The 25,792-nt window shown below is 59.8% G+C and carries 24 protein-coding genes; 7 read left to right on the forward strand and 17 right to left on the reverse strand.

Going from position 1 to position 25,792, the window contains the following annotated elements:
* Positions 1–98: 98 nt before the first annotated feature.
* Positions 99–491 (reverse strand): 30S ribosomal protein S9, encoded by a 393-nt coding sequence (rpsI, locus tag GV818_RS20500; protein WP_161756744.1) that lies wholly within the window; start codon positions 489–491, stop codon positions 99–101.
* 14 nt (positions 492–505) lie between these two features.
* Positions 506–934: a 50S ribosomal protein L13 gene (gene rplM, locus GV818_RS20505; protein WP_007928449.1), complete on the reverse strand. Its 429-nt coding sequence runs from the start codon at positions 932–934 to the stop codon at positions 506–508.
* A gap of 247 nt (positions 935–1,181) precedes the next feature.
* Between rplM and GV818_RS20510 the strand changes: the two genes are divergently transcribed.
* Complete coding sequence (locus GV818_RS20510; RefSeq protein WP_161777362.1) at positions 1,182–2,222, forward strand: NADP(H)-dependent aldo-keto reductase; 1,041 nt, start codon at positions 1,182–1,184, stop codon at positions 2,220–2,222.
* Between the two features lie 91 nt (positions 2,223–2,313).
* On the opposite strand, the gene GV818_RS20515 is transcribed toward GV818_RS20510, so the two are convergent.
* The gene (locus tag GV818_RS20515) at positions 2,314–3,450 is read right to left on the reverse strand and encodes an acyl-CoA dehydrogenase family protein (RefSeq protein ID WP_161756746.1); all 1,137 of its coding nucleotides are present in this window, start codon (positions 3,448–3,450) and stop codon (positions 2,314–2,316) included.
* A 241-nt stretch (positions 3,451–3,691) separates the two neighbouring features.
* On the opposite strand from GV818_RS20515, the gene GV818_RS20520 reads away from it, so the two are divergent.
* Positions 3,692–4,591 (forward strand): GlxA family transcriptional regulator, encoded by a 900-nt coding sequence (locus GV818_RS20520; protein WP_178125030.1) that lies wholly within the window; start codon positions 3,692–3,694, stop codon positions 4,589–4,591.
* Positions 4,592–4,633: 42 nt separating this feature from the next.
* On the opposite strand, the gene zapE is transcribed toward GV818_RS20520, so the two are convergent.
* The 3 genes from zapE to GV818_RS20535 form a co-directional block, all read right to left on the reverse strand.
* The gene (gene zapE / locus GV818_RS20525; RefSeq protein WP_161777364.1) at positions 4,634–5,728 is read right to left on the reverse strand and encodes a cell division protein ZapE; all 1,095 of its coding nucleotides are present in this window, start codon (positions 5,726–5,728) and stop codon (positions 4,634–4,636) included.
* Positions 5,729–5,816: 88 nt separating this feature from the next.
* A complete protein-coding gene (locus GV818_RS20530) occupies positions 5,817–7,172 on the reverse strand; it encodes a tryptophan--tRNA ligase (protein ID WP_161777365.1) in 1,356 nt (451 codons plus the stop codon).
* Between the two features lie 24 nt (positions 7,173–7,196).
* Positions 7,197–7,826 carry an alpha/beta hydrolase gene (locus GV818_RS20535; protein ID WP_161777366.1) on the reverse strand — a complete coding sequence of 210 codons (630 nt, stop codon included), beginning with the start codon at positions 7,824–7,826 and terminating at the stop codon, positions 7,197–7,199.
* Between the two features lie 143 nt (positions 7,827–7,969).
* Between GV818_RS20535 and GV818_RS20540 the strand changes: the two genes are divergently transcribed.
* Positions 7,970–8,404, forward strand: a complete 435-nt coding sequence (locus GV818_RS20540; protein ID WP_011063336.1) for a YhcB family protein — start codon at positions 7,970–7,972, stop codon at positions 8,402–8,404.
* Positions 8,405–8,507: 103 nt separating this feature from the next.
* On the opposite strand, the gene GV818_RS20545 is transcribed toward GV818_RS20540, so the two are convergent.
* From GV818_RS20545 to GV818_RS20565, 5 genes are all read right to left on the reverse strand, one after another.
* Positions 8,508–9,239 carry an OmpA family protein gene (locus GV818_RS20545; RefSeq protein ID WP_161756751.1) on the reverse strand — a complete coding sequence of 244 codons (732 nt, stop codon included), beginning with the start codon at positions 9,237–9,239 and terminating at the stop codon, positions 8,508–8,510.
* Positions 9,240–9,350: 111 nt separating this feature from the next.
* Positions 9,351–9,995 carry an MBL fold metallo-hydrolase gene (locus GV818_RS20550; protein WP_161756752.1) on the reverse strand — a complete coding sequence of 215 codons (645 nt, stop codon included), beginning with the start codon at positions 9,993–9,995 and terminating at the stop codon, positions 9,351–9,353.
* 58 nt (positions 9,996–10,053) lie between these two features.
* Positions 10,054–10,554, reverse strand: a complete 501-nt coding sequence (locus GV818_RS20555) for a methylated-DNA--[protein]-cysteine S-methyltransferase (RefSeq protein WP_161756753.1) — start codon at positions 10,552–10,554, stop codon at positions 10,054–10,056.
* A gap of 152 nt (positions 10,555–10,706) precedes the next feature.
* A complete protein-coding gene (locus GV818_RS20560; RefSeq protein ID WP_161756754.1) occupies positions 10,707–10,961 on the reverse strand; it encodes a hypothetical protein in 255 nt (84 codons plus the stop codon).
* Complete coding sequence (locus tag GV818_RS20565) at positions 10,942–11,124, reverse strand: hypothetical protein (protein WP_161756755.1); 183 nt, start codon at positions 11,122–11,124, stop codon at positions 10,942–10,944. Before GV818_RS20565 ends, GV818_RS20560 begins: the two co-directional genes overlap by 20 nt.
* 138 nt (positions 11,125–11,262) lie before the next feature.
* On the opposite strand from GV818_RS20565, the gene GV818_RS20570 reads away from it, so the two are divergent.
* From GV818_RS20570 to GV818_RS20580, 3 genes are all read left to right on the forward strand, one after another.
* On the forward strand, positions 11,263–11,937 hold the full coding sequence (locus GV818_RS20570; RefSeq protein WP_161756756.1) for a response regulator transcription factor: 675 nt from the start codon (positions 11,263–11,265) through the stop codon (positions 11,935–11,937).
* Positions 11,930–13,267, forward strand: a complete 1,338-nt coding sequence (locus GV818_RS20575; protein WP_161777367.1) for a sensor histidine kinase — start codon at positions 11,930–11,932, stop codon at positions 13,265–13,267. Before GV818_RS20570 ends, GV818_RS20575 begins: the two co-directional genes overlap by 8 nt.
* A gap of 288 nt (positions 13,268–13,555) precedes the next feature.
* The gene (locus tag GV818_RS20580; protein ID WP_161777368.1) at positions 13,556–14,470 is read left to right on the forward strand and encodes a LysR substrate-binding domain-containing protein; all 915 of its coding nucleotides are present in this window, start codon (positions 13,556–13,558) and stop codon (positions 14,468–14,470) included.
* 140 nt (positions 14,471–14,610) lie between these two features.
* Here the strand turns inward: GV818_RS20580 and GV818_RS20585 are convergent, their stop codons facing one another.
* The 5 genes from GV818_RS20585 to GV818_RS20605 all read right to left on the reverse strand — a co-directional run bounded on the left by GV818_RS20585 (position 14,611) and on the right by GV818_RS20605 (position 24,290).
* On the reverse strand, positions 14,611–17,346 hold the full coding sequence (locus GV818_RS20585; protein WP_161777369.1) for a LuxR C-terminal-related transcriptional regulator: 2,736 nt from the start codon (positions 17,344–17,346) through the stop codon (positions 14,611–14,613).
* A gap of 307 nt (positions 17,347–17,653) precedes the next feature.
* Positions 17,654–19,018, reverse strand: a complete 1,365-nt coding sequence (locus GV818_RS20590; RefSeq protein ID WP_161777370.1) for a DUF1329 domain-containing protein — start codon at positions 19,016–19,018, stop codon at positions 17,654–17,656.
* Between the two features lie 30 nt (positions 19,019–19,048).
* A complete protein-coding gene (locus GV818_RS20595; RefSeq protein ID WP_161777371.1) occupies positions 19,049–20,938 on the reverse strand; it encodes a DUF1302 domain-containing protein in 1,890 nt (629 codons plus the stop codon).
* A 338-nt stretch (positions 20,939–21,276) separates the two neighbouring features.
* Positions 21,277–22,959, reverse strand: a complete 1,683-nt coding sequence (locus GV818_RS20600; protein WP_161777372.1) for a fatty acid--CoA ligase — start codon at positions 22,957–22,959, stop codon at positions 21,277–21,279.
* 146 nt (positions 22,960–23,105) lie between these two features.
* Positions 23,106–24,290, reverse strand: coding sequence for an MFS transporter (locus tag GV818_RS20605; protein WP_161756763.1), 1,185 nt, complete (start codon positions 24,288–24,290; stop codon positions 23,106–23,108).
* A gap of 85 nt (positions 24,291–24,375) precedes the next feature.
* On the opposite strand from GV818_RS20605, the gene GV818_RS20610 reads away from it, so the two are divergent.
* A complete protein-coding gene (locus GV818_RS20610; RefSeq protein WP_161756764.1) occupies positions 24,376–25,149 on the forward strand; it encodes an AraC family transcriptional regulator in 774 nt (257 codons plus the stop codon).
* Here the strand turns inward: GV818_RS20610 and GV818_RS20615 are convergent.
* On the reverse strand, positions 25,133–25,762 hold the full coding sequence (locus GV818_RS20615; RefSeq protein WP_161777373.1) for a LysE family translocator: 630 nt from the start codon (positions 25,760–25,762) through the stop codon (positions 25,133–25,135). The genes GV818_RS20610 and GV818_RS20615 overlap by 17 nt on opposite strands.
* Positions 25,763–25,792 lie beyond the last annotated feature (30 nt).

The following is a 25,792-nucleotide window of genomic DNA, read 5'->3' on the forward strand; positions in this document are numbered from 1 at the left end:
TTCCGCGGATGTGGCAAGTTGTCACAGAGCAAATTTCAGACAATAAAAAACGCCCAGCTCCGCGAGGAGGCTGGGCGTTTTTGGAACGCAGCTGCGAATTAACGCTTGGAGTATTGCGGACGCTTACGCGCTTTACGCAGACCCACTTTCTTACGTTCAACTTCACGGGCATCGCGAGTAACGAAGCCAGCTTTGCGCAGCGCGCCGCGCAGGGTGTCATCGTAGTCCATCAAAGCACGAGTGATGCCGTGGCGGATTGCGCCAGCTTGACCACTTACGCCGCCGCCAATAACGGTAACGTAGATATCGAACTTCTCAACAGTCTCGGTCAGCTCCAGCGGTTGACGAACTACCATGCGGGCAGTTTCGCGACCGAAGAAGTTCTCCAGAGTGCGGTTGTTGATGGAGATATTGCCAGTACCCGGACGCAGGAAAACGCGTGCGGTTGCAGTCTTGCGACGGCCAGTGCCGTAATTTTGAGTCGCCGACATAATGAACTATTCCGTTAAATCTTCAGTTCTTGGGGCTGCTGAGCAGTATGAGGGTGAGCAGCGCCCGCATAGACTTTCAGCTTACGGTACATGTCGCGACCCAGCGGGTTTTTAGGCAGCATGCCTTTTACCGCGGTCTCGATCACGCGCTCAGGGGCCTTGGCGATCAGCTTTTCGAAGTTGATCGACTTGATGCCGCCCGGGAAACCGGAGTGGGAGTAGTACATTTTGTCAGTGGTTTTAGCGCCAGTAACACGTACCTGCTCGGCATTGATCACGACGATGTAGTCGCCGGTATCAACGTGAGGAGTGTACTCAGGCTTGTGCTTGCCACGCAGACGGCTCGCGATTTCGGTGGCCAGACGACCCAGGGTCTGACCAGCAGCGTCGACGACAAACCAGTCGCGCTTTACTGTTTCCGGTTTAGCAGTAAAAGTTTTCATTCTTTATAGCCTCAGGGGCCGTCCAGCAAAATAGACGGCGGATCTTACTGAATAGTGCGTACTTTGACAAGGTCAAAGGCAGCCGAACACAGACGCTTTCGGGGGCTCGGGTCAGCGCGTCTGATATACGGCAAGATTCTTCGGCAGGCGGCGCATCACTTCCACTGCAGAAAGAGCTGCCGAATTATGCAGATTGCGAAAAAAATTTCAACCTGCTTTTATGATTGTTTTGCCAAGGGAGCACCCGATGGACTATCGCCAGCTGGGCCGAACCGATCTGAATGTGAGTGCGATTTGCCTGGGCACCATGACTTGGGGCGAGCAAAACACCGAGGCTGAAGCCTTCGCCCAGATCGAACGCGCCAAGGACGCCGGAATCAATTTCATTGATACCGCCGAAATGTACCCGGTCCCACCCAAGGCCGAGACCTACGCGACTACCGAGCGCTATATCGGCAACTGGTTCAAGCAGCGTGGTGATCGCGCCGACTGGATCCTCGCCAGCAAGATTGCCGGCCCCGGCAACACCATCGACTACATTCGTGACAAGCAGCTCAAGCACAACCGCAAGCACATTGTCGAAGCCGTGGATGCCAGCCTCAAACGCCTGCAGACCGACTGGATTGACCTCTATCAACTGCATTGGCCCGAACGCAGTACCAATTACTTCGGCCAACTGGGCTACCAGCACCAGGCCAACGAAGACTTCACCCCACTGGAAGAAACCCTTGAAGCCCTGGATGAACAGGTCAAGGCTGGCAAGATCCGCCATATCGGCCTGTCCAATGAAACCCCTTGGGGCACCATGAGATTCCTCGCCCTGGCCGAGAGCCGTGGCTGGCCACGGGCCGTTTCGATCCAGAACCCCTATAACCTGCTCAACCGCAGCTTTGAAGTGGGCCTCGCGGAAATCGCCATTCGCGAACAATGCGGCTTACTGGCCTACTCGCCCCTGGCGTTCGGTTATCTGTCCGGCAAATACGAAGGCGGCGCTCGCCCGGCCAAAGCGCGCTTGAGTCTCTATAGCCGCTTTAGTCGCTACTTCAACCCTCAGTCGGAAGCAGCCTGCAGCCGCTACGTGGCCCTGGCCCGCGAGCATGGGCTGGATCCGGCACAAATGGCCTTGGCCTTCGTCACCCAGCAGGCATTCGTGACCAGCAACATCATCGGTGCCACCACCCTGGAACAACTGGATAGCAACATCGCCAGTGCCGAGTTGAAGCTGTCGGAAGAGGTGCTCGCCGGCATCGAGGCGATCCACAAGGACCACCCCAACCCAGCCCCATAAGGCCGCCACACGCCGGCTTATCAGTAAATGAGGCAGCTCGGACTCCGCGCTGCCTTGTTTCACCTGCTAGCCGAGTGCTACCCGGCCACTTCTACAACGAGCGGGCGATGATTTCCTTCATGATCTCGTTGGTCCCGGCGTAGATGCGTTGCACCCTGGCATCCGCCCAGGCCCGGGCCACCGGGTACTCCAACATGTAGCCGTAGCCGCCGTGCAATTGCACGCATTCGTCCAGCACCTTGCACTGCAGGTCAGTGCCCCAATACTTGGCCATCGCCGCCGTCGGCACATCGAGCTTGCCTTGCAGGTGCAGCTCCAGGCAGCGATCGACAAAGACCCGGCCGATCTGAATTTCCGTGGCCATTTCTGCCAGTTTGAAACGCGTGTTCTGGAAATCAGCAATGGCCTTGCCGAATGCCTTGCGCTCACGGGTGTATTGCAACGTCCACTGCAGAGCCGCCTCGGCACTGGCCAGGCCACCAATTGCGACGGTCAGGCGTTCCTGTGGCAGCTCCTGCATCAGATAGGCAAACCCCATCCCGGCCTGCCCCAGGAGGTTCTCCTTGGGCACTCGCACATCCTGGAAGAACAACTCAGAGGTGTCCTGAGCCTTCATCCCGATCTTCTCCAGACGCTTGCCTCTAGAGAAGCCGGGGGTATTGGCCTCCACCAGGAGCAGGCTGGTGCCCTTGGCCCCCGCCTTGGGATCGGTCTTGACCACCACAATCACCAGCTCCGCCAGAAAGCCATTGGTGATAAAGGTCTTGGAGCCATTGATCACGTACTCATCACCGTCGAGCACCGCGGTGGTTTTCACCCCTTGCAGGTCGGAACCTGCCCCCGGCTCAGTCATGGCGATGGCGGTAACCATTTCACCCGATACCAGCTTGGGCAGGTACTTGTGCTTCAGCGCCTCACTGCCGTAATGCAGGATATAGGGCGCGACAATGTCCGAATGCAGGGAAAAACCGATGCCGGTCAGCCCCAACCGGCCGACTTCTTCGATCACCACTGCGCTATAGAGAAAGTCCGCGCCCAGGCCGCCGTACTCTTCCGGAATATGCGAGCACAGCATTCCTGCCTCGCCGGCCTTGCTCCACAGTTGACGGTCGATATAACCCTGCTTCTCCCACTCCCCATGGAAGGGCACCGCCTCTTTCTCAAGGAAAGTACGCACGCTGTCACGGAAAAGCTCGTGCTCGGAACTGAACAAGGTTCTGGGAATCATGCAGCCACCTGTGGTTGTTGATCGAGATTAGCTGCCAGAGCCTAAGCCCAGGTGCCTGCACGGGACACTGGACACATCCGACAAAAAATAAGACGATCCAGCCGTCTGGTGACCACTTTCCCCTATAAGAACAATTGAATTTATGTCTAACCAAACCTCTACGCCCTTGCGGCGCGTCAGCATCCTGGCTATCGACCGGGTTTTCGCTTCTACCCTCATGCAGGCCAAGGATTTTTTCCATCTGGCCAGCCTGCGCTACGGCAAACAACTGGGCCAAGGCCTGACTCCGGCATTTGAAACCCGCCTGGTCAGCCCCGACGGTCAGCCGGTCTGCAGTTTCAGCAACGTGATCATGCCGGTGGATGGCCCGCTGGAAGACGCCGATGTGATCATCCTCCCGGCGTTCTGGGATGACTTCGACACCCTATGCCAGCGCTACCCACAGATATTGCCCTGGCTGCGAGCCCAGCACGCTCGTGGCGCGGTACTCTGCGGCGAAGCCACCGGGGTGTTCTGGCTGGCTGAAGCCGGATTGCTCGATGGCAAGGAAGCCACCACCTACTGGCGCTTCTTCAGCGCCTTCAGCGAGCGCTTCCCCAAGGTCCAGCTCAATCAGGACAAGCACCTGACCGACGCCGACAACCTGTATTGCGCCGGCGGCACCACCTCGGCCTGCGACCTGTACATCTACCTGATCGAACGCTTCTGCGGGGCCAACGTGGCCCAGGCAGTAGCGCGGGACATCCTCTACGAAGTGCAACGCAGCTACGCCCCCGGACGCATTGGCTTCGGTGGCCAGAAGCTGCATCAGGACGTGATCATCCTGCAGATCCAGCATTGGCTCGAAGAGCACTTCGCCGACAAGTTCCGCTTCGAGGACGTGGCCCGCGAACACGGTATGAGCATCCGCAACTTCATGCGCCGCTTCCAGACGGCCACCGGTGACAAGCCCCTGCATTACTTGCAGCGCCTGCGCATCGAAACCGCCAAGGGCCTGCTCTCCGGGACACGCAAGAGCATCAAGACCATCAGCTACGAAGTCGGCTATGACGACGCCAGTTTCTTCGCCCGCCTGTTCCGCCAGCACACCGAGCTCTCACCCAACCAGTACCGCCAGCAGTTCCAGCAACAGGCGGCATAAAAAAAGGGCCTGCGATGCAGGCCCTTTTTCATTGGCTTGTGGTTACGGCCTGTGCGCCCGCGAGAGAAACTCGTGGGACTGCATCTCCAGCAGCCGGCTGAGGGTCCGCTGGAACTCGAACGTCAGCCGCCCCCCGGTGTAGAGATCCTTGAGCTCAACTTCGGCGGAGATGATCAACTTGACGTTACGGTCATAGAACTCGTCGACCATATTGATGAAGCGCCGAGCAATATCGTCGGTGGTGACGCTCATCTGCTCCACGCCGCTGAGCAGTACCGCGTGGAAGATCTTGCCCAGTTCGATGTAGTCGTTCTGGCTGCGAGGACCGTCGCACAAGTCACGAAAATCAAACCAGGCCACGTCATCGCAGGTACGCACTGCGCGGATCTCACGGTTCTCGATCATCAGCACATCGTTTTCCACTGCCTGAGTACACTCAGGCGTCAGCGCCCGAAAACTCTTGCGCAGGTTTTCCTGGGACGCCTCGTTCAACGGAAAGTGGAACAGTTCCGCCTGTTCCAGATGACGCAGGCGATAATCCACACCGCTGTCGACGTTGACGATTTCAGTGTTCTGCTTGATCAGGGCAATCGCTGGCAAGAAGCGGGCACGTTGCAGGCCGTCCTTGTAAAGGCCGTCCGGGACGATGTTGGAGGTAGCCACCAGGGTCACGCCATTCTTGAACAGCTCCTCCATCAAGGTGCCGAGAATCATCGCGTCGGTGATATCGGACACAAAGAATTCGTCGAAGCAGATCACTCGCGCCTCTTGGGAGAAACGCTTGGCGATGATGACCAGCGGATTCTTCTCGCCGCCCAGGGTCTTCATTTCTTCGTGTACGCGCTTCATGAAACGGTGAAAGTGCGTACGAACCTTTTCCTTGAACGGCAGGGCTTCGAAGAAGGTGTCCACCAGGTAGGTCTTACCCCGCCCTACGCCACCCCAGAAGTACAGGCCCTTGACCGGCGCCTGATCCTTCTTGCCAAACAGTTTGCCGAGCAGCCCCGGCTTGTGTTGGTCTGCGGCGACCAGGTCGTCGTACAGGCGCTGCAGATGACGCACAGCAGTTTCCTGTGCCGCGTCATGGAAGAAGTCCGGGCGTTTCAGATCAGCTTGGTATCGTTCTAGGGGCGTCATAATTCGTTAGCAAGGCAACAAAAACGGGCCGCCACTTTAGCGACGGCCTCAGGGAATGGCAATCAGCCCTTGGTCGGGAAGATTCCGCTTAGTCCTGCGCCGGGGTCAGTGCAATCCGCAGTGCAGCTATGGCCGCGTCACGTGCTGCTGCATCGGCAAAGTCCGGGCTGTCAGCCACACAGGCATCGTCCAGCCAGATGCTGAAGCGATTGGCTTCGCTGCGCAGATCCAGGTCATGCCCCGACTGCAGTTGCTTGGTCACCGCACCAGCGGCCTTGCCGTCAGCGAAGTTGCGCGACAGCAACAACTGCTCGCCATCCGCAGAAAGCAAGCGGAAACGGAAACTGCCATCGTCTTCACGGAAGCTGATGAAGCGCGCGGCCTTGACCGCCTTTTTCTTGGTGCTGGCCGCCACCTGCACCTGGGTGGCGAAAGAACGCAGGCCCACAGCTTCACGCAGCTCAGCGAGGAACGGTGTCGCTACGGTACGAGCCTTGGCAGCACCGGTGCGCAGGATGTCCTCGAGGTCCGATGGACGCGCGATCAACTGATGGTAACGCTCGCGAGCTTCGCCCAACTCGCCGTCCAGCAACTGGAACAGGCGGCTCTTGGCTTCGCCCCAACCCAAGCCTTGCAGCAACTCGCTGCGGAATTCGTTGGCTTGTGCAGGAGTGGCGAACGCCTGGAACAGGGTGAACAGATGAGAGTTATCCGGATCCTTGGCCTCACCCGGCGCCTTGGAGTCGGTGACGATCCGCGAGATCGCGTCCTTCATGTCCTTGGCGCTGGTGAACAACGGAATGGTGTTGTCGTAGCTCTTGGACATCTTGCGACCGTCCAGGCCAGGCAAAGTGGCAACGCTTTCCTCGATCAGCGCCTCAGGCATGGCAAAGAACTCCTTGCCCTGGCCGAACAGGTGGTTGAAGCGCTGGCCGATATCCCGGGCCATTTCCACGTGCTGGATCTGGTCACGCCCCACCGGCACCTTGTTCGCGTTGAACATCAGAATGTCCGCAGCCATCAGCACCGGATAGCTGTACAAGCCCATGGTGATGCCCGCGTCCGGGTCTTCACCGGTCTCGACGTTCTTGTCTACCGAGGCCTTGTAGGCATGGGCGCGGTTGAGCAGGCCTTTGGCAGCTACGCAGGTCAGCAGCCAGGTCAACTCCGGAATCTCCGGAATGTCCGACTGGCGATAGAAAGTCACGCGCTCCACATCCAGGCCACCGGCCAGCCAGGTCGCGGCGATTTCCAGGCGCGAACGCTGAATGCGCTGCGGGTCATCACACTTGATCAGTGCGTGGTAGTCGGCCAGGAAGTAGAAGGAGTCGGCATTGCTGTCGCGGCTGGCGACGATCGCCGGGCGGATGGCACCGGCATAGTTGCCCAGGTGCGGCGTGCCGGTGGTGGTGATGCCGGTGAGGATACGCGTACGAGTAGTCATGGGTAATCGCTTATCAGACTGCTATCAATTCGAAAGTCGCGGCAGCACCAGATCTTTCAGGTCGGTGAGCTTGCCATGAAAAAAGTGCCCGCATTCTGCCACTTTCAGCAGCTCATGGGGGCGAACAAGCGCGTCGGACCACTCATAGACCACCTGCGGCTCGATGACTTCATCGGTTTCCGGCTGGATCAGGGTCAACGGGCAGTTCTCCGGCAGCAGGTCAGTGTCACGCAAACGGGTTACCGCTGGCGCCACCATGAACAGGTGCTTGAGCTGTACGCCCTGAACTTCCAGGCGCCCGCCGAGACTGGCGGCGACAAAACCGCCGAAGGAAAACCCCAGCAAGGTCAAGGGCAACGCTGAGTGCTTGGCCAGCAGCCACTGGGCGGCCGCCTGGGCATCGTCGACTTCACCGCTGCTCATATCGTGGCTGCCCTCGCTGGCGCCAACGCCGCGATAGTTGAAGCGCAAGGTGATCAGGCCAGCATCCCGAGCAGTGCGCTGCAAGGTAGACACCACTTTATTGAGCATGGTGCCGCCCTGCACCGGATTGGGGTGACAGATCAGCGCCACGCCACGTGCATCGGGCACCTGCAGATACAGGGCTTCCAGTTGGCCCACCGGGCCGGCAATCACTACAGGGGTTTCACGCATTAGCAAGGAAGGAACTCCGTGACCTCGAAGGGGGTCGACTCGTCTAGCAAAGGTCTGTGCCAATCTATTGCGAGTGAATCGCGGTATACAGCGCAGGTTCGAGCCGTTAACGTAAAGCAAAGCCGTTTATAGAGGAAGGACTCGTGGAACACTCGCTCTTAGTTTGGTTGTTGCCGACTCTTGCCCTGGTCGCGGGTGTCGCTATTGGATTCCTGGTCGCTCGCCTGCTGCCCAATGCCGCGCCTAACCGCACGCAGCGTCAGCTGGATGATATTCAGGAACGTTTCGACAATTATCAGAATGAAGTGGTGACTCACTTCAACAGCACCGCAACCCTGGTCAAGAAGCTTACCCAGAGCTATCAGGAAGTGCAGGATCATCTCGCCGAGGGCGCCAACCGCCTGGCCCTGGACGAACTGACCCGCCAGCGTCTGCTGGCCGCCCTGCACTCGGAGTCGGTACAGGCTCCACGCGAGCGCCTGACACCACCACGGGATCAGGAACCGCCACGGGACTACGCGCCGAAGACGCCGAACGCCCCCGGCATGCTTGACGAACAATATGGCCTGAAAAAGTAATTAGCCTCAGCCATTAAAAAGCCCGCCCGATCTGCATCGGGCGGGCTTTTTTGTGCCTGAGGTCGAGCCAGACTGATCAGGGATACTGCGGGTACCGCTGACCTTACTGCTGGTAGGGCTGCTGGTACTGCTGGTTAGGTTGTTGATACTGCTGACCCGGAATCGCCTTGAGATTGACCTCCACCCGACGGTTCTGCGCACGGCCGTTGACGTCGGCGTTGCTGGCGATCGGGTTATCCGGACCGGCACCACGAGCGGACAGGTTGGCACCGCTGACGCCTTGGGAGGTCAGATAGGTCGCTACGCTTTGGGCACGACGCTGAGATAGGTCCATGTTGTGCTGACGGCTGCCAGTACTGTCGGTGTAGCCGACGATTTCGATCTGGTTCTGGCTGAACTCACGCAAGGAGTTGGCCAGGTTGTTCAGCGGCTGATAGAAGCTTGGTGCGATGTTCGCCGAGTCAGTGGCGAAGGTGATATTGCCCGGCATGATCAGTTTGATCTGATCGCCCTGGCGCTGCACTTCAACCCCGGTGTTGGCCATGCTGGCGCGCAGCTTTTTCTCCTGCTGGTCGGCGTAATAGCCATAACCGGCGGCAGAAGCACCTACCACGGCAGCACCGATCAAGGCACCCTTGCCACGGTTGTTGTGGTCAATGGCAGCACCGGCCAGCGCACCGGCCAAGGCCCCGAGGCCACCGTATTTTGCAGTTTTGCTCATGCCTGACGAGCCGCCGTCGGCCTGCCCCTGATTGTCATAGGGATTAGGCGAAGCACAGCCGGACAACAAGGCCACAGCAGTTGCGACAAGAATCAAACGACGCGAGGTGAACATGGAAAGCTCCTACATTTTGCATTCTGTGGTGCAGCGGACGTTGGCAACAGACCTTTGCTGGCGTTGGAACACGCAGAGCAGCAAAAATTCCGTGAACAGTAGAGCAAATAATCAGGCTCTAACGAACGGATTCTGACGCATTTCATCACCCAGGCGGGTATCTGGACCGTGCCCGGTGACTACTGTTGCATCTTCATCAAGCGTGTAAAGACGCTGCTTGATCGACCGCATCAGGGTGGCCTGATCACCGCCCCACAAATCCGTGCGCCCGACCCCGCGCTTGAACAGTGTGTCACCGGCAATCAGCAGCTTAGCCTCGGAAAACCAAAAGCTCATGGAGCCTGGGGTATGCCCTGGAGTATGCAAGGCCACACCGCAACCGCAGGCCAGCTCCTCCTCGTCGTCCAGCCAGCGGTCCGGGGACGGGACCGGAGTATAGGGCACGCCGAACATGCTGCACTGCATCTCCAGGTTATCCCAGAGGAACTGATCGTCCTTGTGCAGGTGCAAGGTGGCACCGGTCTTTTCCTTCATTTGCCCAGAGGCAAGGAAGTGATCCAGGTGCGCGTGAGTATGGATGATACTTACCACCTTCAAGCCCAGGGCATCGAGGCGCGCCATGATCATGTCAGGGTTGCCGCCAGGATCGACGACTATGGCTTTCTTGGTCAGCGGATCACCGATGATGGTGCAGTTGCACTGCAAAGGGCCAACGGGGAAAGTTTCGCGGATAAGACTGGGGGTAGCGGCGTCCATGGGGAGGTTCCAGAGAAATCGATGGCCCATTCTGGCACAGCTCGCCGCCAGCGCTCACTCAGAACGCCAGCTGCAACGTCTCCTCACCCTCCAGCGCCAGCAGGAACTGCTTGGCCTGAAGCCCACCGGCGAAACCGGTGAGGCTGCCCGAGGCGCCAATCACTCGATGACAAGGCGCGACAATCGAGATCGGGTTTCGACCATTGGCCGCGCCCACTGCACGCACCGCCTTCGGGCTGCCGACTTGCTGGGCAATCTGACTGTAGCTGCGGGTTTCACCAAATGGAATGGTCAGCAGCGCCTGCCAGACCTTGCACTGGAATTCGGTGCCGACAAAGTCCAGTTCAAGATCAAAGCGCTCGCGAGTACCTGCAAAATACTCCCGGAGCTGGCGCTCGGTCTCCAGTAACAGCGGATGGTCGCCCACCTCCTGAAGCGGACCAAGGCGCACCCGGTTCTGTCGCTCGTGCTCCCAGAGAATCGCAGCCAGCTTCATGCCCCTGGCGACCAGGGTCAGTTGGCCCACCGGGGAAGGGATTATCTTGAATACACAGGGCATGCTAAGTCTCCTTAATCCGCCAAGGGAGTAAGGCCGGGAACCTTGTGGCTCGCAGTCCTCATCTCGGTACGCCCGCACTGTAAATCGGGATTCAAGCGCAAGAACTACGTTTCTTGCGCTTGAACTCAATGGCGAATCACTTGGGCCACAGGTTAGTCATCCTCTTCGATCAGGTAACAATTGTCACTGCTGCTGCGCCGGCCATGCGGGTCGATGATAAAGGCCCCGCGTCCGTTGCCGCACTCAAGCAAGTGCACGGGAGACAGTTCGCGCTGCTTGTCGATGCGTGCATTGAAGCGAACGATATAGGCACCCATTGATATTGATACGCAAAGAATCAGCACCAGGCACAACACCAACTGATCGGTATAGCTGGTGCCGCCCTCCTCAGAATGCACTGGCGACATGATCCGACCTTGCCCGCTCAACGTTGTGACCAATCAGAAACCAGCTCAGGAAGCCGCCGCCGCCAAGGCGCACCAACGGCGCCGTGGAAGGCAGGACACAGGCCATCAGGCCGAGGAGAATCAAGACCAGCAGGATTCCTTTGACCACCGAAGACAGGTTCACGGCTACGCCACGCTGTGGATAAGAAGAGCTGTAGCTTAGAGAGCCGAGGGTTAACACCAGGTAAACACCCGCAGAAAACGCTCCGAGTTCCGCTATCCTTCGGACCTCTGAGCGACAAAGGTCCAAGGGGACGTTCCCGTGCATATTCACCTGCTGCTGGTCGAGGACAATCTCGACCTGGCCAATACCGTCATCGAGTACCTGGAGATCAGCGACATCGTCTGTGACCACGCCAGCAACGGCCAGACCGGTCTTAACCTGGCCCTCAGCCAACATTATGACGTCATCCTGCTGGACATCATGCTGCCGCGGTTGGACGGCCAGCAGCTATGTGCACAGTTGCGCCAGCAAGGCAGCCAGACGCCGATCCTGATGCTCACCTCGCTGGATGCGCTGTCGGACAAGCTCGCCAGCTTTGCCGCAGGTGCCGACGACTATCTGGTCAAGCCGTTCGAGCTGGCCGAGCTGGTGGCCCGGATCCGCGCCCTGAGCATGCGGCGCAGCGGCCAGGCCAGCCGCCTGCAGGTCGCCGACCTGATGATGGACCTGAGTACCCGCAAGGTCAGCCGTGCCGGGCAGGAACTGCACCTGTCGCCCATCTGCTGGACCCTGCTGGAATGCCTGATGCGCGCCAGCCCCGAACCGGTCACCCGGGAGCGCCTGGAGGCGGCGATCTGGGGCGACGAACCACCGGACAGCAATACCCTCAAGGTCCATATGCATCGACTGCGCAAGACCGTGGATAAATCCTTCGGTCAGCCCCTGATCCACACCCTTCCCGGCGTTGGCATGCAGCTGAGGTCACATGCGTAACGGCCTGGGATTGAAGTGGGTGATCAGCGGCAGCTTCCTATTGCTGATCGCCGTGGTGTTGCTGATCTACAGCCGGCTGCTGCCGGAATACAGTGTGCGCGGCCTGCTCTACACCGCCAGTGCCATGATGGAGGAAGAGGCCCAATACTTCGCCAGGCACTACAAGAAGGACCCGACCACGCCACCACCACACAACTACTTCTATACCAGCGTCATCGGCAAGGAGGCGCTGCCAGAGAACATCCGCAAGATGCTGGACACGCCCCCCAGCCTGTCCTTCGGCGCGGTCCAGGTCTTCGGCGACCTGGATTCCGAAGATCAGGATGAAGGCCGGGCGATCCTGGCCCAGCCTCTAGGTGACGGCAAGACCCTGTACATGTACGACCTCGACCATGACCAGGAAGAAGGCGGTGAAGTCGAGACGCCGCTGTCCGACGCCTACCTCGATCGAGAGCTGCACGGCGTCATTTTCATCAGCCTGGCAGTGTTCATTCCGGCACTGATCATCATCGCCCTATTGGTCTGGTGGCTGGTTCGGCCACTGGGGCGACTGGCCCAATGGTCCACCACCCTGAAGGAGCCGGATGCGGTATCCGGTGAGCGGCCAAACTTCAGTTTCAAGGAGTTCAACATGCTAGCCGATGCGCTGGCCCAAAGTGTCCAGCAGGTACAGGCCGCCAGCCTGCGCGAAGGCCGCTTGCTGCGCTACACCAGCCATGAACTGCGGACCCCACTGGCGGTGCTCAAAGCCAACATCGAGCTGCTGACCCTACAGTCCGGCGGCGTCCTGCCACCGCCCCTGCAACGTATCGAACGCTCGGTACTGAACATGCAACGCATCGCTGAAACCTTGCTATGGATGAGCCGTGAGCTTCCCGAAGCATTGCCGGAAGAAGCCATCGACCTGAACGGGTTGGTTGGTGAACTGATTGAAGAACACCGCTACCTGATCGGCAAACGGGACATAGAGCTGATTCTCGATATCAGCAGCGAGCCTTGTCGCCTGCCCTTGACTGCTTGCCGCATCGTGGTCGGCAACTTCCTGCGCAATGCCCTGCAATACGCCGACGAGGGCAGCGTCGAAATCAGCTTCCAGTACCCGCAACTGTGCATCGTCAACCGCATCAGGGAAACCAAGCAGGCGGAGCCATCCAGCGATTTCGGCTATGGCCTGGGCCTGGAGCTGATGCGCCAGCTGTGCGCCAGACTGGGCTGGCAGATTGAAGTCAGCGTCGAACAGCAACACTTCAGCGTCACCCTGGATTTCGAGGCGGCTTCGCCCTTCGAGGAATCGCCAGCTGTTGTGGCCGGCCCCAGCGAAAACACCTGAAGCCAGACAGGAGCCGTCATGCAGGAGTTCCTCACACCAGGGCCAGCGTCCAGGTACAGCCCGGCAAGCGAGGAAATATGTGTTCGCAAGCGATGAAAAAAATGGCCAGGCACCGCCCTCTATGCTGCCGCTTGTGAGTATTGTTGAGGGACAGAAAATACGCTCGGGGGCCATGCCGATGCGTAACTTGCGTGCATTGAACGGACTGTAATCGCCGTGGCGCATTCAAGCCTGGGTCACCACGACCCGCCTCCCTCCCCCGCGCCAGGACAAACAACGAGGTTTGCTGTGGCCGCCTATAACCTGCGTCAACTCAAGTACTTCATCACCACCGTCGAATGTGGCAGCGTCGCCGAAGCGTCACGCAAGCTGTACATCGCCCAACCGTCGATCTCCACCGCCATCAAAGGCCTGGAAGACAGCTTCGGCGTGCAACTGTTGATACGCCACCACGCCCTGGGCGTATCCCTGACCCCCAGCGGCGCACGCTTCTACCGCAAGGCCCAGGAACTGCTGCGCATGGCCAAGGAGTTCGAACAGAACGCCCTGGCAGACAACGACGTGGTAGCCGGGCAGATCGACATCGGCTGTTTTGAAACCGTGGCGCCGCTGTACCTGCCGCAACTGATCGCCGGATTCAGTGCACTGTATCCCGGGGTGGAAATCCGCATCCGCGATGGCGAACAGCAGGAGCTGGTACAGGGCTTGACCGGTGGTGCGTTCGATCTGGCAATTCTGTATGAGCATGATCTGGACGGCACCATCGAAACCGAGCCGCTGATGCCGCCACAACGTCCCTATGCGCTGCTGCCCGCTGACCATCGTTATGCCAAGCAGGCTCAGGTATCGCTGCGGGACCTGTGCCTGGAGCCGATGATTCTGTTGGACGTGCAACCGAGCCGGACCTACTTCGTCAGCCTGTTCGAGGAGTTGGGACTGACGCCACAGATTGCCTTTAGCTCGCCGTCCATCGAAATGGTGCGCGGCATGGTGGGCCAGGGCTTCGGATTTTCGATTCTGGTGACCCGCCCCCACTCCCAATGCTCCTACGATGGCAAGCCGGTAGTGTGCGTGGATATCGTCGAGGAAGTGACCGGTTCAGGGCTGGTGGCTGCGTGGCTCAAGCGGGGCCAATTGACCAAGCCGGCGCGACTGTTTGCCGATTACTGCAAGCAGCACCTGGCCCGCCCACCACAACCCTGACTTGCCCGCCGCGTACACGGGTCGCAGGCGCAGCCCGCGCTCGCCCCAAAGCAATGCAATGTTCGCATTGAGGCGCGAACACGTGCGGCCTGCTCACCACCTACGCCTGCCGCTACACAAACCCACTGCAAAGGGTGTAACTAGCCCAGCAACCCCAACTCCTGGGCCCGGGCCACCGCTTGGGTACGCCGCTCTACCCCCAGTTTGCTGTTGATATGGCTGGCGTGGGTTTTCACCGTGTGCAACGAAATGAACAGGCGCTCGCTGATTTCCTGGTTGGAACAACCCTCGGCAATCAACTGCAGCACCGCCAACTCCCGGGAGCTCAAGGTTTCGTTATGACCACCCAGCTCTGGAGACTCACGGGACAACGCTGGCAAACGCTCCTGCAAGGCTTGGGTCAAGGCGGTCGACCCGGCGCTCTGCAATTGTTCACGCACCCAACAAGGATAACTGCGGAGCAACTCCTCGAAGGGTTGTACAGCCCCCCCCACCGCCGCCTCCAAGGCCAGGGCAAAGTCCTGGCGCGCCTGTGGACCGCGCCCTGCCGCCAGTAACAGCGCAGTTTTCTGGGTCAAGGCCATCACACTCAAGAGTTGTCGACCACTGTGCTGGCCATGCTCAACCAGCTGATTCAAACGCTGTTCAGCCTTGACCAGGTCGCCTTTGATGCTCTCCAGCCGAGCCTGCTGCAATTCGATATGCAACGGCAATTGGGGGTGGAATTCCGGCGGCGCCGCCGCCTGTGCGCCGGTGTAGGTCTGGCCCAGGCGAGCCAACCAGGCTTCGGCGAGATCAGTGCGCCCTTGGGCCAGCCAGAGTTCGCACTTCACCAGGGTGATCATCGCCAGATAGTAGATCGGCGGCACATCCCAGATATGCATCAGACGCTCGGCCTCGGCCAACTCGGCAAAAGCCCGGGAGAACTCGCCCCGCAGGCCCTCTTGCTTGGCGATCACGCAATGACCGATCAACACGCTGATATCACGGCAGGCCCGGGCCTCCACCAGCCCGGCCTGCAGCAACACCAGGCCGGCCTCGGGCTGTGCCCGCAAGGTCAGCAGATAGCCTTCATACAGAGTCAAGCGGGCCCGTACGGCGTACAGCCGCTGGACTGACAAACCCTGTAGCCGGCGCTGCCCCTGATGCACTTCCTCCTGGGCCCGCAGCAACTCACCCCGCGCCTGCAGGACCCGCGCCCGATCGTAATGGGCCAGGGCCTCGAACAACGGATTGCCGACCCGCTGTGCCAGCTCCAGGGACTCTCGATTGAGGCTACGGGCACGCCACAGGTCGGCGTCGGTAATGGCCAGGTTGGACAAGGTCGACAGGCACATCAGGCGTTGCCCATAACGTTTGTGGGGCAGGCTTTCCAGGGCTTCGCTGCAATAGGCCAGGGTCCTTTCCCGCTGGCCGCGGCCGCGGGCAATGATCCCGCTCAAGGCCAACCATTGCGCCAGCATCGACTTCTGCGCAGTGGCCGAGGGCGCCGGCAGGAAACGCGTCAGATGATCTGCCAGTTCCTCCGCCGCATCCAGCTGGCAGGCCAGCCCCAGCGCCCAACTGTAGAGCACGATAAGACGCGGAGTGCTGACCAGCAGACTGTCGGGCAAGTCCATCTTCCAGCGCAGTAACATGCCGACATTCTGCTCTGCCAGCAGTTGCTCCTCCGACAGGTTCTGCACCAGGTTGGCCGCTACATCCAGATGCCCGGCACGCAGCGCCTGCTCCACCGCTTCATCGAGCAATCCCTGGGCGTTGAACCAGCGACAGGCCCGCAGGTGCAGGCTGGCGGCGGGCACCAAGGCATTGGCCGTGGGCCGGGTGCGCAGCAGATCGGAAAACAGATGGTGATATCGATACCAATGCCCGTGCTCGTCCAACGGCACCAGAAACACCTGGTGCGCCTGCAGAAAACCGAGGATCTCGGCACTGTCATGGGCTTCACGCAGGGCGTCGCAGAGTTCCGCGCAAAAACGCTCCTGGGGCGCCGTGTCATACAAAAAAGCCTGGACTTCGGCGGGCAGGCAATCGATGACTTCCTCCAGCAAATAGTCCCGGATCAACCCCTCCCCGCCGTGCAGCCCCTGGGGCAACGCGCCCACGGCACCGGCCTCGGACGCGGCCAGCAACCAGAAGCGCAGCCCCGCCACCCATCCCTCGCTGCGCCGGATCAAGTTTTCCAGCGCCTCGCCACGCAAGGCACTGCTGTGTCGGGCTAACAGGCTCAGGGATTCATCATGAGTCAGGCGCAGATCCTGCTCATTCAACTCCAGCAACTGCCGCGACAAGCGCAATCGCGCCAGGTGCCAGTCCGGACGCTGGCGGCTGGTGACCAGCACCAGCAAGCCATCGGGAAGGTGGTTGAGAAAGAATTGCAGGCAACGATCGAGCACCGGCCCCTGGGCCAGGTGATAGTCATCCAGGACCAACAACAAAGGAGTGCTGCTGGACAAGTGAGCCGCCAACTCATCCAGCAGACCGTCCAACCACTCTTCAAAAGCGAAGGGCTGGTGGCGCTGACGCATTTTCAACAGGCCGAGGGATTGCTGGCCCAATTGCTCAAAGTATTGCTGCAGCCCCGCCAACAGGCGTTCGAGGAAACGCCCGGGATCGCTGTCTCGGCGACTCAGCCCCAGCCACAGGCTCTGCCAATTCCCCGGCAGGCTCTGGCAGAACTCCACCGCCAGTGAACTCTTGCCAAACCCGGCCGGCGCACTGACCAGCAACAGTCGCCCCCCCAGCCCACCGCTCAAGCGCTGGCAAAGCCGCGGCCGCGGCACGTATCCATCAGGCAGCGGCGGTCGATAAAAACGCCCCTCTAGCGCAGGGATCACCGCGCTGTCAGTCCTTTGAAGGGGAAACAGGTCAGTCATGGCCAACTCTTATTGATGTACGGTTGTCGGCGTAGCAGATGTCCGCAGACTAGCGGTAAAAGGCCACCTGTTGAAGATTTTTGCGACCTTTCGAGCGAAAAAGACTATGACCAAATGGATCAGATAGTTCCGACTTATTAAGTGATATTTCGTTTTCTTATCGAGACAAAAACCAATCTACTCCGAGAAAGTCGCCCGTACTGCCAGTGACTTCTGCGCATTTGAGCGAAGCCCAATCCTATAGGCAAAAAAAAGCCCCGAACCAGTCGGGGCAATTTCCGAGGATGCGGCCTCTATTTACAGCGGATCAGCGAACCCCATCCTGACGCAGGGCGGCGGGGGTGAAGTCGCTGATGGTGGCGGTGAAACCAAAGTCATACGCCTGCTTCTCTTCGTTCTTCATGCCCAGCGCCAGGTAGCGGCCGGACTGCAGGTCGTAGAGAGTTTCCAGGGCGTACCACGGCACTTGTTTGTCGTAGTAGTTCTCGGCATGAGCTTCAGCCACGCGCCACAGTTGGCCACGACCGTCGTAGTGGTCGATCACCGCAGCCTGCCAGGTGTCTTCATCGATATAGAAGTCACGCTTGGCGTAGATGTGACGCTGGCCTTCCTTCAAGGTCGCGACCACATGCCAGACCCGGCGCAACTCATAGCGAGCCAGGTCCTGGTTGATGTGCCCGGCCTTGATGATGTCGGCGTACTTCAGAGTCGGCGAGTCGAGCTTGTAGCTGTCGGAGGCGATGTATATCTCTTTCTTGCCTTCCAGCTTCCAGTCGTAGCGATCTGGCGCACCGTTGTACATGTCCAGGTTGTCCGAGGTACGCAGGCCGTCGGCGGCAGTACCCGGGCCGTCATAGGAGACTTGCGGGGCACGGCGCACACGGCGCTGACCGGCGTTGTAGACCCAGGCCGAACGCGGTTCCTTCACTTGGTCGAGGGTTTCGTGAACCAGCAGCACGCCGCCGGCCAGGCGCGCCGGAGCGGTCACTTTCTGCTTGAAGTAGAACAGGATGTTGCCCGGATTTTTCGGATCGTAGTCCTTCATCTTGTCGCGGAACACGAACTGATCCTGGAAGTACACCAGGCTGTAGGAACCGTTGGCCTGTGGCGTAGCCTGGGTCACCAGGCGTGTGACGCTACCACCGCGATAACGGGTGATGTGGTTCCAGATGACTTCCACGCCGCTTTTCGGAATCGGGAACGGAACCGCGGTTTCGAAGTGCTCTAGGCCGTTGCCACCGGACACCAGGTTAGTGCTGGTCGCGTTGCGCTTGATCGCGGCAAACACTTCGGCCGGCACGGTGGCACCGCGATGGGACGGATAGACCGGCATCTTGAAGGTTTCCGGGTAGCGCTTGAACATCGCGTATTGCCCCGGGGCCAACTTGTCCTTGTACTGCTCGACGTTCTGCGCGGTGATGGTGAACTGCGGTTGCTCGCTGCCATAAGGGTTGGACAGGAAGCCCTTGCTGTCCACGGTGCCGGCGTTGGTCGCCAGCGGCTTCCAGGCCGGAATGGTACCGGCGGCATTGCCGGCCATCTCGGCGCCCATCGGCGTCAGGCTGGTGCCCAGCTTGGCCGCTTCATCGGCGGACACGGCAGCCATCACACTGGTGGCCAGCAGTGACAGTCCCAGCACTCCGATGTGCAACAGACTCTTGTTGATTTTCATAGTGTTGTTCTTCCTGAAAATACAGTGTGCTTAGAAGTTCACGCCAACGCTCAAGGCGAGGAAGTCCCGGTCGTCCACGGTGCTGTAGTCGCCACCAAAGAAGTTGGTGTAGGCCAGGCTCGCGGTGTAGGTGTTCTGGTACTCGGCATCCAGCCCCAGGCTGATGGCCTTGCGGCCTTCCTCGAAGTTGCCGCCAGGGCCTGGCGAGTAACCTTTGACGTCATGGGACCAGGCGACGTTGGGCTTGAGGTTGACACCGGCGAACACGTCCGGGTATTCCCAGATGGCCCGGCCGCGGTAGCCCCAGGAAGTGGCGGTGGTGAAGCCGTCGTTGTTGCAATTGGCGGTGAGATTGCTGGCATCTGCGCCAGGGCCTGCACCGGCGATGGTGGTGGAGTTGAGTGCGCGGCAGGTGTTCTGCCCGCCCGTGGCAGGCAAGGAGCCAGGCCCGAACACCGGGTCACGGCCATAACGGACATCCGACTTGCTCTCAAGACCGCCGACATGGGTGACCCCGACTTCACCAACCAGGGTCAGGCGGCTGGCGCCCATGACTTGATCGAAGAAGTGGGTGAAGGTGGTCTGGAACTGGGTGATTTCCTTGCGACGATAGCCATTGAGGTCTTGCCCGGCGACGCCCTCTAGCAGGGAGGCGTTGGTAAATGCCCCCTTCAAAGGCCGAACGGCGGAATAGAGGATATCGGTAGAGTTGAGCTGCACAGGAGCATTCGGCCGGTAACTGATTTCGCCGCTCCATGCTGTCCCTGTAGGCAGGGTGGTAGAGAAGCTCAAGCCATACAGACGAATATCCTCTGGGTACTCGATAAAGTACTTCGAGTTACCAGCGATCCACACCGGCGCCAGAGAGCCAAAGCCAGGGGCTATGTTGTAAGCCGACTGGGGTGCCGCCGTGGCGCTGAAGATCGGCGCACGGCTGTGATAGTTCATGAAATAGGCGCCGAACTCAGTGTCCAGCGGCTCGTAGTTGTAATGGAAAGCAGCACCAAACTGACCGCTGTCACGGGCATCGCGGTCGCCACTGCGGCGCACCAGGGCGCCCTCTTCGTTGACATCAACGCCGCGTGCCTGCATCCCAGCCAAGGCTGCTCGGCCAGGTGCCGTAGCCGCAATGGTCGAACGCTTGGCCAGCAGTCGCAGGTTGTCGTTGCAACCGTCGGAAATGTTGTCCGGCTGCGAGAAGAAGGTCCCGCAGTTATCGGTAACTGTCTGGTCCCACTCCAACTGGTAGAACGCCTCGGCCGACAAGTTCTCGGTGAGGTTCTGGGAGATGTAGAACATGTTGACCGGAATCAAGCCTTCCTTGACCTCGGCACCGGGACGGCGGAACGCCGACACATCGATCGGGTTGATCGAGTTGATGCCGCCACCAATAAAGGTACTTTCGCCCCAACTCACTACTTGCTTACCGAAACGCACCGAACCTGGCTCATCGGCAATCGAGTAGTTGTGATAGATGAAGGCATCGAGTATCTGCCCACCGGACGATTTGGCGCCTTCCTTACGCCCGTCATTACTGACGTTCTTGAAGTCCAGGTCTTCATCCTGAAGCTTGAAGTCATACCAGTACTTGCCACGGACAAACACACCGGTATCGCCGTACTTCAACTCCAGGTCATGGATGCCCTTGAAGATCTTCGAGAAGGTCTGGCCCTTGTTGAAGTTCAAGTGACCATCATCGGTGGTCTGGGACAGGCCCTTGCCGCCGTTGTTGACTCCGATCAGGTTCTGGTTGCGTCCAGCGGTCGACCAACTGGCCCCCACCGACAGGGACGAATCGAAGCTGCCTTCGATTTCACCGACATTGAACGTAACGCCGAATGCCGGCCCGGCGAGCGTAGAGGCAAGACCGACGGCCAGAGGCAGTTTCGCCCGGCGCCAGAACTGGTTTACTGATGTCATCGACGCTACTCCATGTGCATTATTGTTATGGCAGTAAGTTCTTCCAAGACCGCCTCGAATACCGGGGACAGAGACACTTGCCCCAGCTCCGAAGTTGCGCAGTGAGAACACCCCGCAATGCCCCGTTGCTTGGAAAAAACCGTGAACGGACTATATCCAGCAGGGATTAGTGCTTGATCCCTCTAAAGTGTGATTTGCAGCCACTAACCGAACTGGAACAGCCCTTTGCCATAACCATTGAAAAACGGCGCGGCAAGAATGACTGAAAAATCCGTGAGTACAAGGCAAAGGCTTGCCGGGTGGGCGTGCCGTGCCCTGGCGGGCACGGCAGAGGACGCTCAAAGCGTGGAGAGGAAGGTGCTGTTACTGGCTTGCCATTCGCTGATGTCGACACGGATGCGCTTCTTGTCGAGCTTGCCAACGCTGGTCTTGGGAATTTCAGTAACAATGGCGATCTGACTGGGGATCGCCCACTTGCTCAAGTGCCCCAGTTCAACGAACGGTTTGAGGTGTTCCTTGAGCTCACGGGCACCAATTTCGTGACCTTCGCGGATCACCAGCAAGGCAAAAGGACGCTCACCCCACTGCGGATCGGCAATGCCCACCACTGCTACTTCGCGTACCGCCACGTGGCGACTGATGAGGTCTTCCAGGTCCAGGGAGGAAATCCACTCGCCACCGGTCTTGATCACGTCCTTGATCCGGTCGCGGATATCGATCACCCCCATGCCGTCCAGGGTCGCCACGTCGCCGGTGTGCAACCAGCCACCCTCCCAGAGCTCGGCGCCCTTCTGCGGCTCGTTGAAGTAGCCTTCGCTCAGCCAGGGTGCCCGCAGCACCAGTTCACCCTGGGACTCGCCGTCCGCCGGAAGGAAGTTGCCCTCGGCATCGATGATCGCCGCCTCCACCAGCGGCCCAGGCACCCCGGCCTTGATCCGGTAGGTGGTGCGCTCGTCTTCGCTGCCCGCCATCAACTCGTCGTTGAGGTGGGCGCAGGACACCAGCGGGCCGGTTTCCGACATGCCATAAGCGGCAGTCAGCTGGATCCCCTTGGCCTTGGCGGCCTCGTACAAGGCACGGTTCAACGCACTGCCGCCGATGACGATTTTCCAGCCAGCGAAATCGGTGCCCTGGGCGGCCTTGGCGTTGAGCAGCATCTGCAGGATGGTCGGCACGCAATGGGAGAAGGTGACCTTCTCACGGCGCCATAGCTCCACCAGGTACTCCGGATCGTAACGCCCGGGGTAGACCTGCTTGAGCCCGAGCATGGTGGCCACATAGGGCAGGCCCCAGGCATGCACGTGGAACATCGGGGTGATGGGCATGTACACATCGTTGGTGCCCAACAGGCGGACGCTGTCGATACAACCCATGATGGTCGACACACCCATGGTGTGCAGCACCAGTTGGCGATGGGTGAAGTACACGCCCTTGGGGTTGCCAGTGGTGCCCGTGGTGTAGAAGGTGGTGGCCACCGAGTTTTCGTCAAAATCCTCGAAGTGATACTGGGTGCTGGCAGCGGCCAGCAAGGTCTCGTACTCGCCCACCAGGTTCGGCAGCTCGGCGGTTTTTTCCGGCGCATCGGTGAGCAGCAGGGTTTTCTCTACCGTGGTCAGGTGCCCGGCAATCGCCTGGTACAGACCGACAAACTCGCTGTTGACCAGCACGAAGCGGTCCTCGGCGTGATTCATGGTGTAGAGGATCTGCTCCGGCGACAGGCGCACGTTGATGGTGTGAATCACCGCGCCGATCATAGGAATGGCGAACATGCATTCCAGGTAGCGATGGCTGTCCCAGTCCATTACCGCTACGGTATCCCCGGCCTTGACCCCGGCCGCAGTCAAGACGTTGGCCAGCCGCGCCACGCGTTCGATCAGGGTCGGATAGGTGTAGCGCAACTGGTCGCGATAGATGATTTCGCGGGTTTTCTCGTAACGGCTGCCGGACATCAGCAGGCGCTTGATCAATAACGGATATTGATAGGCGCCTTCGGCGGGCGGGATAACACGAGTCTGCAACATAAGAATCCCTTTTCTGACGGCTCGGTCGTAACTGGAGAATACTCACTCTAGTGTGCCCGCGCGCCTGCTAAATCAGCCAAAGGAATGATTTGCGGAACCGTACAAATACTAGCTCCAAGCCAGTATCGAGGCGGCTCCGCGTGACCTTATGCACTTTGCCCAACCGCCGCCTCTGCCGGAGTACGGGGAAAGGCCAGTGCAGCGGCAAAGGTCAGTGCCGCAAACCCGGCCAGGATCAAATACAGACCGCTCAAGCCCTGGCGCGGCTCCACCAGGGCAATCAACGGAATCGCCGTGGCACTGGCACCGAACGACAGACAGTAACGCAAGGCAAAGACCCGCGACTGCCACTGTGGCGCAACGAAATTGGCGACCATGGCGTCATTCACCGTGACCTGGCCAAACACCACGAACATGAAGGCCGCCCCCAACAGGATCACACTCCAGCCCTCGCTGTGGGCCATCGCCACCAACAGCGGGGCCTGGAACAGGGTCAGCACAATGAACGGCCATTTCAGGCTGAAGCGATGCAACACCCGGCCAATGGTCAACTGCGCCACCGCGCCAAAGGCATAGGCCAGGCTGACCACCACGCCGAGGATCTGTGGCGAGGCCGACAGCTCATGCAGGCGCTCCTGGAACAGCTTCGGGTAGGTCATGGTGGTGGCGTTGAACACCACTCCGCCAGTAGCCGTGGCCAGGGCCAGCACCGCGAACACCAGGAACATCGAGATCTGCTGGCCGCCCTTGCCCCTGAGTGTCACATGAGGACGCACGGGAACCGGCTCGTCGCGTACCTGCAAGGCAAAACCGATACCCAGCAGGATCGCCACGATCCCCGGCAGGATGAACGCTGAACGCCAGCCAAATTGCGCCACCAACAGGCCGGTGATCAATGCTGAAAAGGCCACGCCGAGGTTGCCCCACATACCGTTGATGCCAATCTCGCGGCCACGGTTTTGCGCATAGGCCACCAGCATCGCCGTGCCTACCGGGTGATAGATGGCGGCGAATACACCCATCAGGGTCAGCCCGACCACCAACATTGTCGGGCTATTACTCAGGCCGGTCAGGATTGAGGCCGCGCCGATGCCGAAGAAGAACAGCAGCATCATCTGTCGGCGGCTCCAGTGATCCCCTAGCCAGCCGGCCGGCAGTGAACAGGCGCCAAAAGCGATGAAGCCGCCCAGGGACAGCCCGATCAGTGCGGCATAGTCCAGGGCAAAGACCTGGGTCATGCCCAGCACCGCAGCGGGAAAGATCAGCATGAACATGTGATCGATGACATGGGCAGCGTTGACGTAACGGATGACGTTTCGAGCTTGATTCATGGCGGCACGCTAGGTTGGTTGTTGTGCTGCCTATGCTAAGTTGGCAACAAACAGCATTCCTGACAATAAAGTCACCGGATCAGACATGTTAATCAGCCTGCCAAACCACGGCCCGGTCAGCGCCTATCCCCGCAACTATGCCGATGCCGAACACCAGGAATCTCACCGTCATCGCGAAGCGCAGTTTCTCTACGCCGCCTGCGGCACCATGCGCGTGGTCACCGCCCAGGGCGCCTGGGTGATCCCGCCGACCCGAGCCGTGTGGATTCCGTCGCTGGTAGAGCATGAGATTTTCATGGTTGGCGAGGTGCACATGCGCTCCTTGTTCATCGACCCGCAACGCTGCCCGCCGACCTTGCAGCAATGCTGTGTACTGGCGGTGACACCCTTGCTGCGGGAGTTGATCCTGCGGGCGGTGCAGGGCCCCGAGCAGGCACAAAACCCCTTGATCCAGCAGTTGATGCTGGAAGAGATTGCCGCCCTGGAGAACCTGCCCCTGCACATTCCCATGCCTCAGGACCGGCGTCTGCAAGCCATCTGCAGGACCTTGCTGCAGGTGCCGGACCATCCCCATACCTTGGAGGACTGGGCACAGCAGGTCGGCGCCAGCTCACGAACCCTGGCGCGGCTGTTTCAGCAGCAGGTGCAGATGAATTTCAATGCCTGGCGCCAGCAACTGCGCCTGATGGAAGCCCTGCCACGCCTGCTGGCCGGAGAAAGCGTGCACAGCGTCGCCGATTCTCTGGGCTACGGCAGCGCCCGGGCCTTCAGCGCGATGTTCTACCGCTTGCTAGGGGACACGCCACGGCACTACGTGGCGACCCTGAATCAGCTCAGCGCAATCAATGCATCTCGGTGAACGCCAGTTTCACGCCGATGGCGATCAATACCGCACCCATGGTGCGGTCGAACCAATGCCCCATCCGGGCAAAACCGGCGCGTACCCGCTGCTGGCTGAAAAGCATGGCCACCAGGCAGAACCAGACGGCGGTAGCTACCGCCAGATACAGCCCGTAACCGGCCTGGATAGCCAGAGGCGTGTGCGGATTGATCACCACGGTAAACAGCGAGAGGAAGAACAGGGTGGCCTTGGGGTTCAGGCCATTGGTAACGAAACCTGAAGTGAAGGCGCCGCGCGCGGTGCGCACTCCAGCTTCCAAGTGCAGGTCGTCCGCCGCCGGCTTGGCTGGCTGGGCGCGCAACGCCTTGTAGCCGATGTACAGCAAGTACGCCGCCGCCAGCCACTTCAAGGCGTTGAACAGCACGATGGACTGGGAAACGATCAAGCCAATTCCCAGCAGTGAGTAACCCACGTGCAGGAAGATCGCGCTGCCCACTCCCAAGGCGGTCCAGGTACCGGCGCGGCGCCCGTGGGTCACGCTTTCGCGCACCACTACAGCGAAGTCCGGGCCGGGGCTGGCCACCGCCAGCAAATGGATGAGAGCAACGGTCAAGAACTCGGTGAGGTACATGCAGGCTCCTGTTTATGTCTAATTATTTCA

This window comes from Pseudomonas sp. Fl4BN1 (assembly GCF_009908285.1).
In the GTDB taxonomy this organism is placed as follows: domain Bacteria; phylum Pseudomonadota; class Gammaproteobacteria; order Pseudomonadales; family Pseudomonadaceae; genus Aquipseudomonas.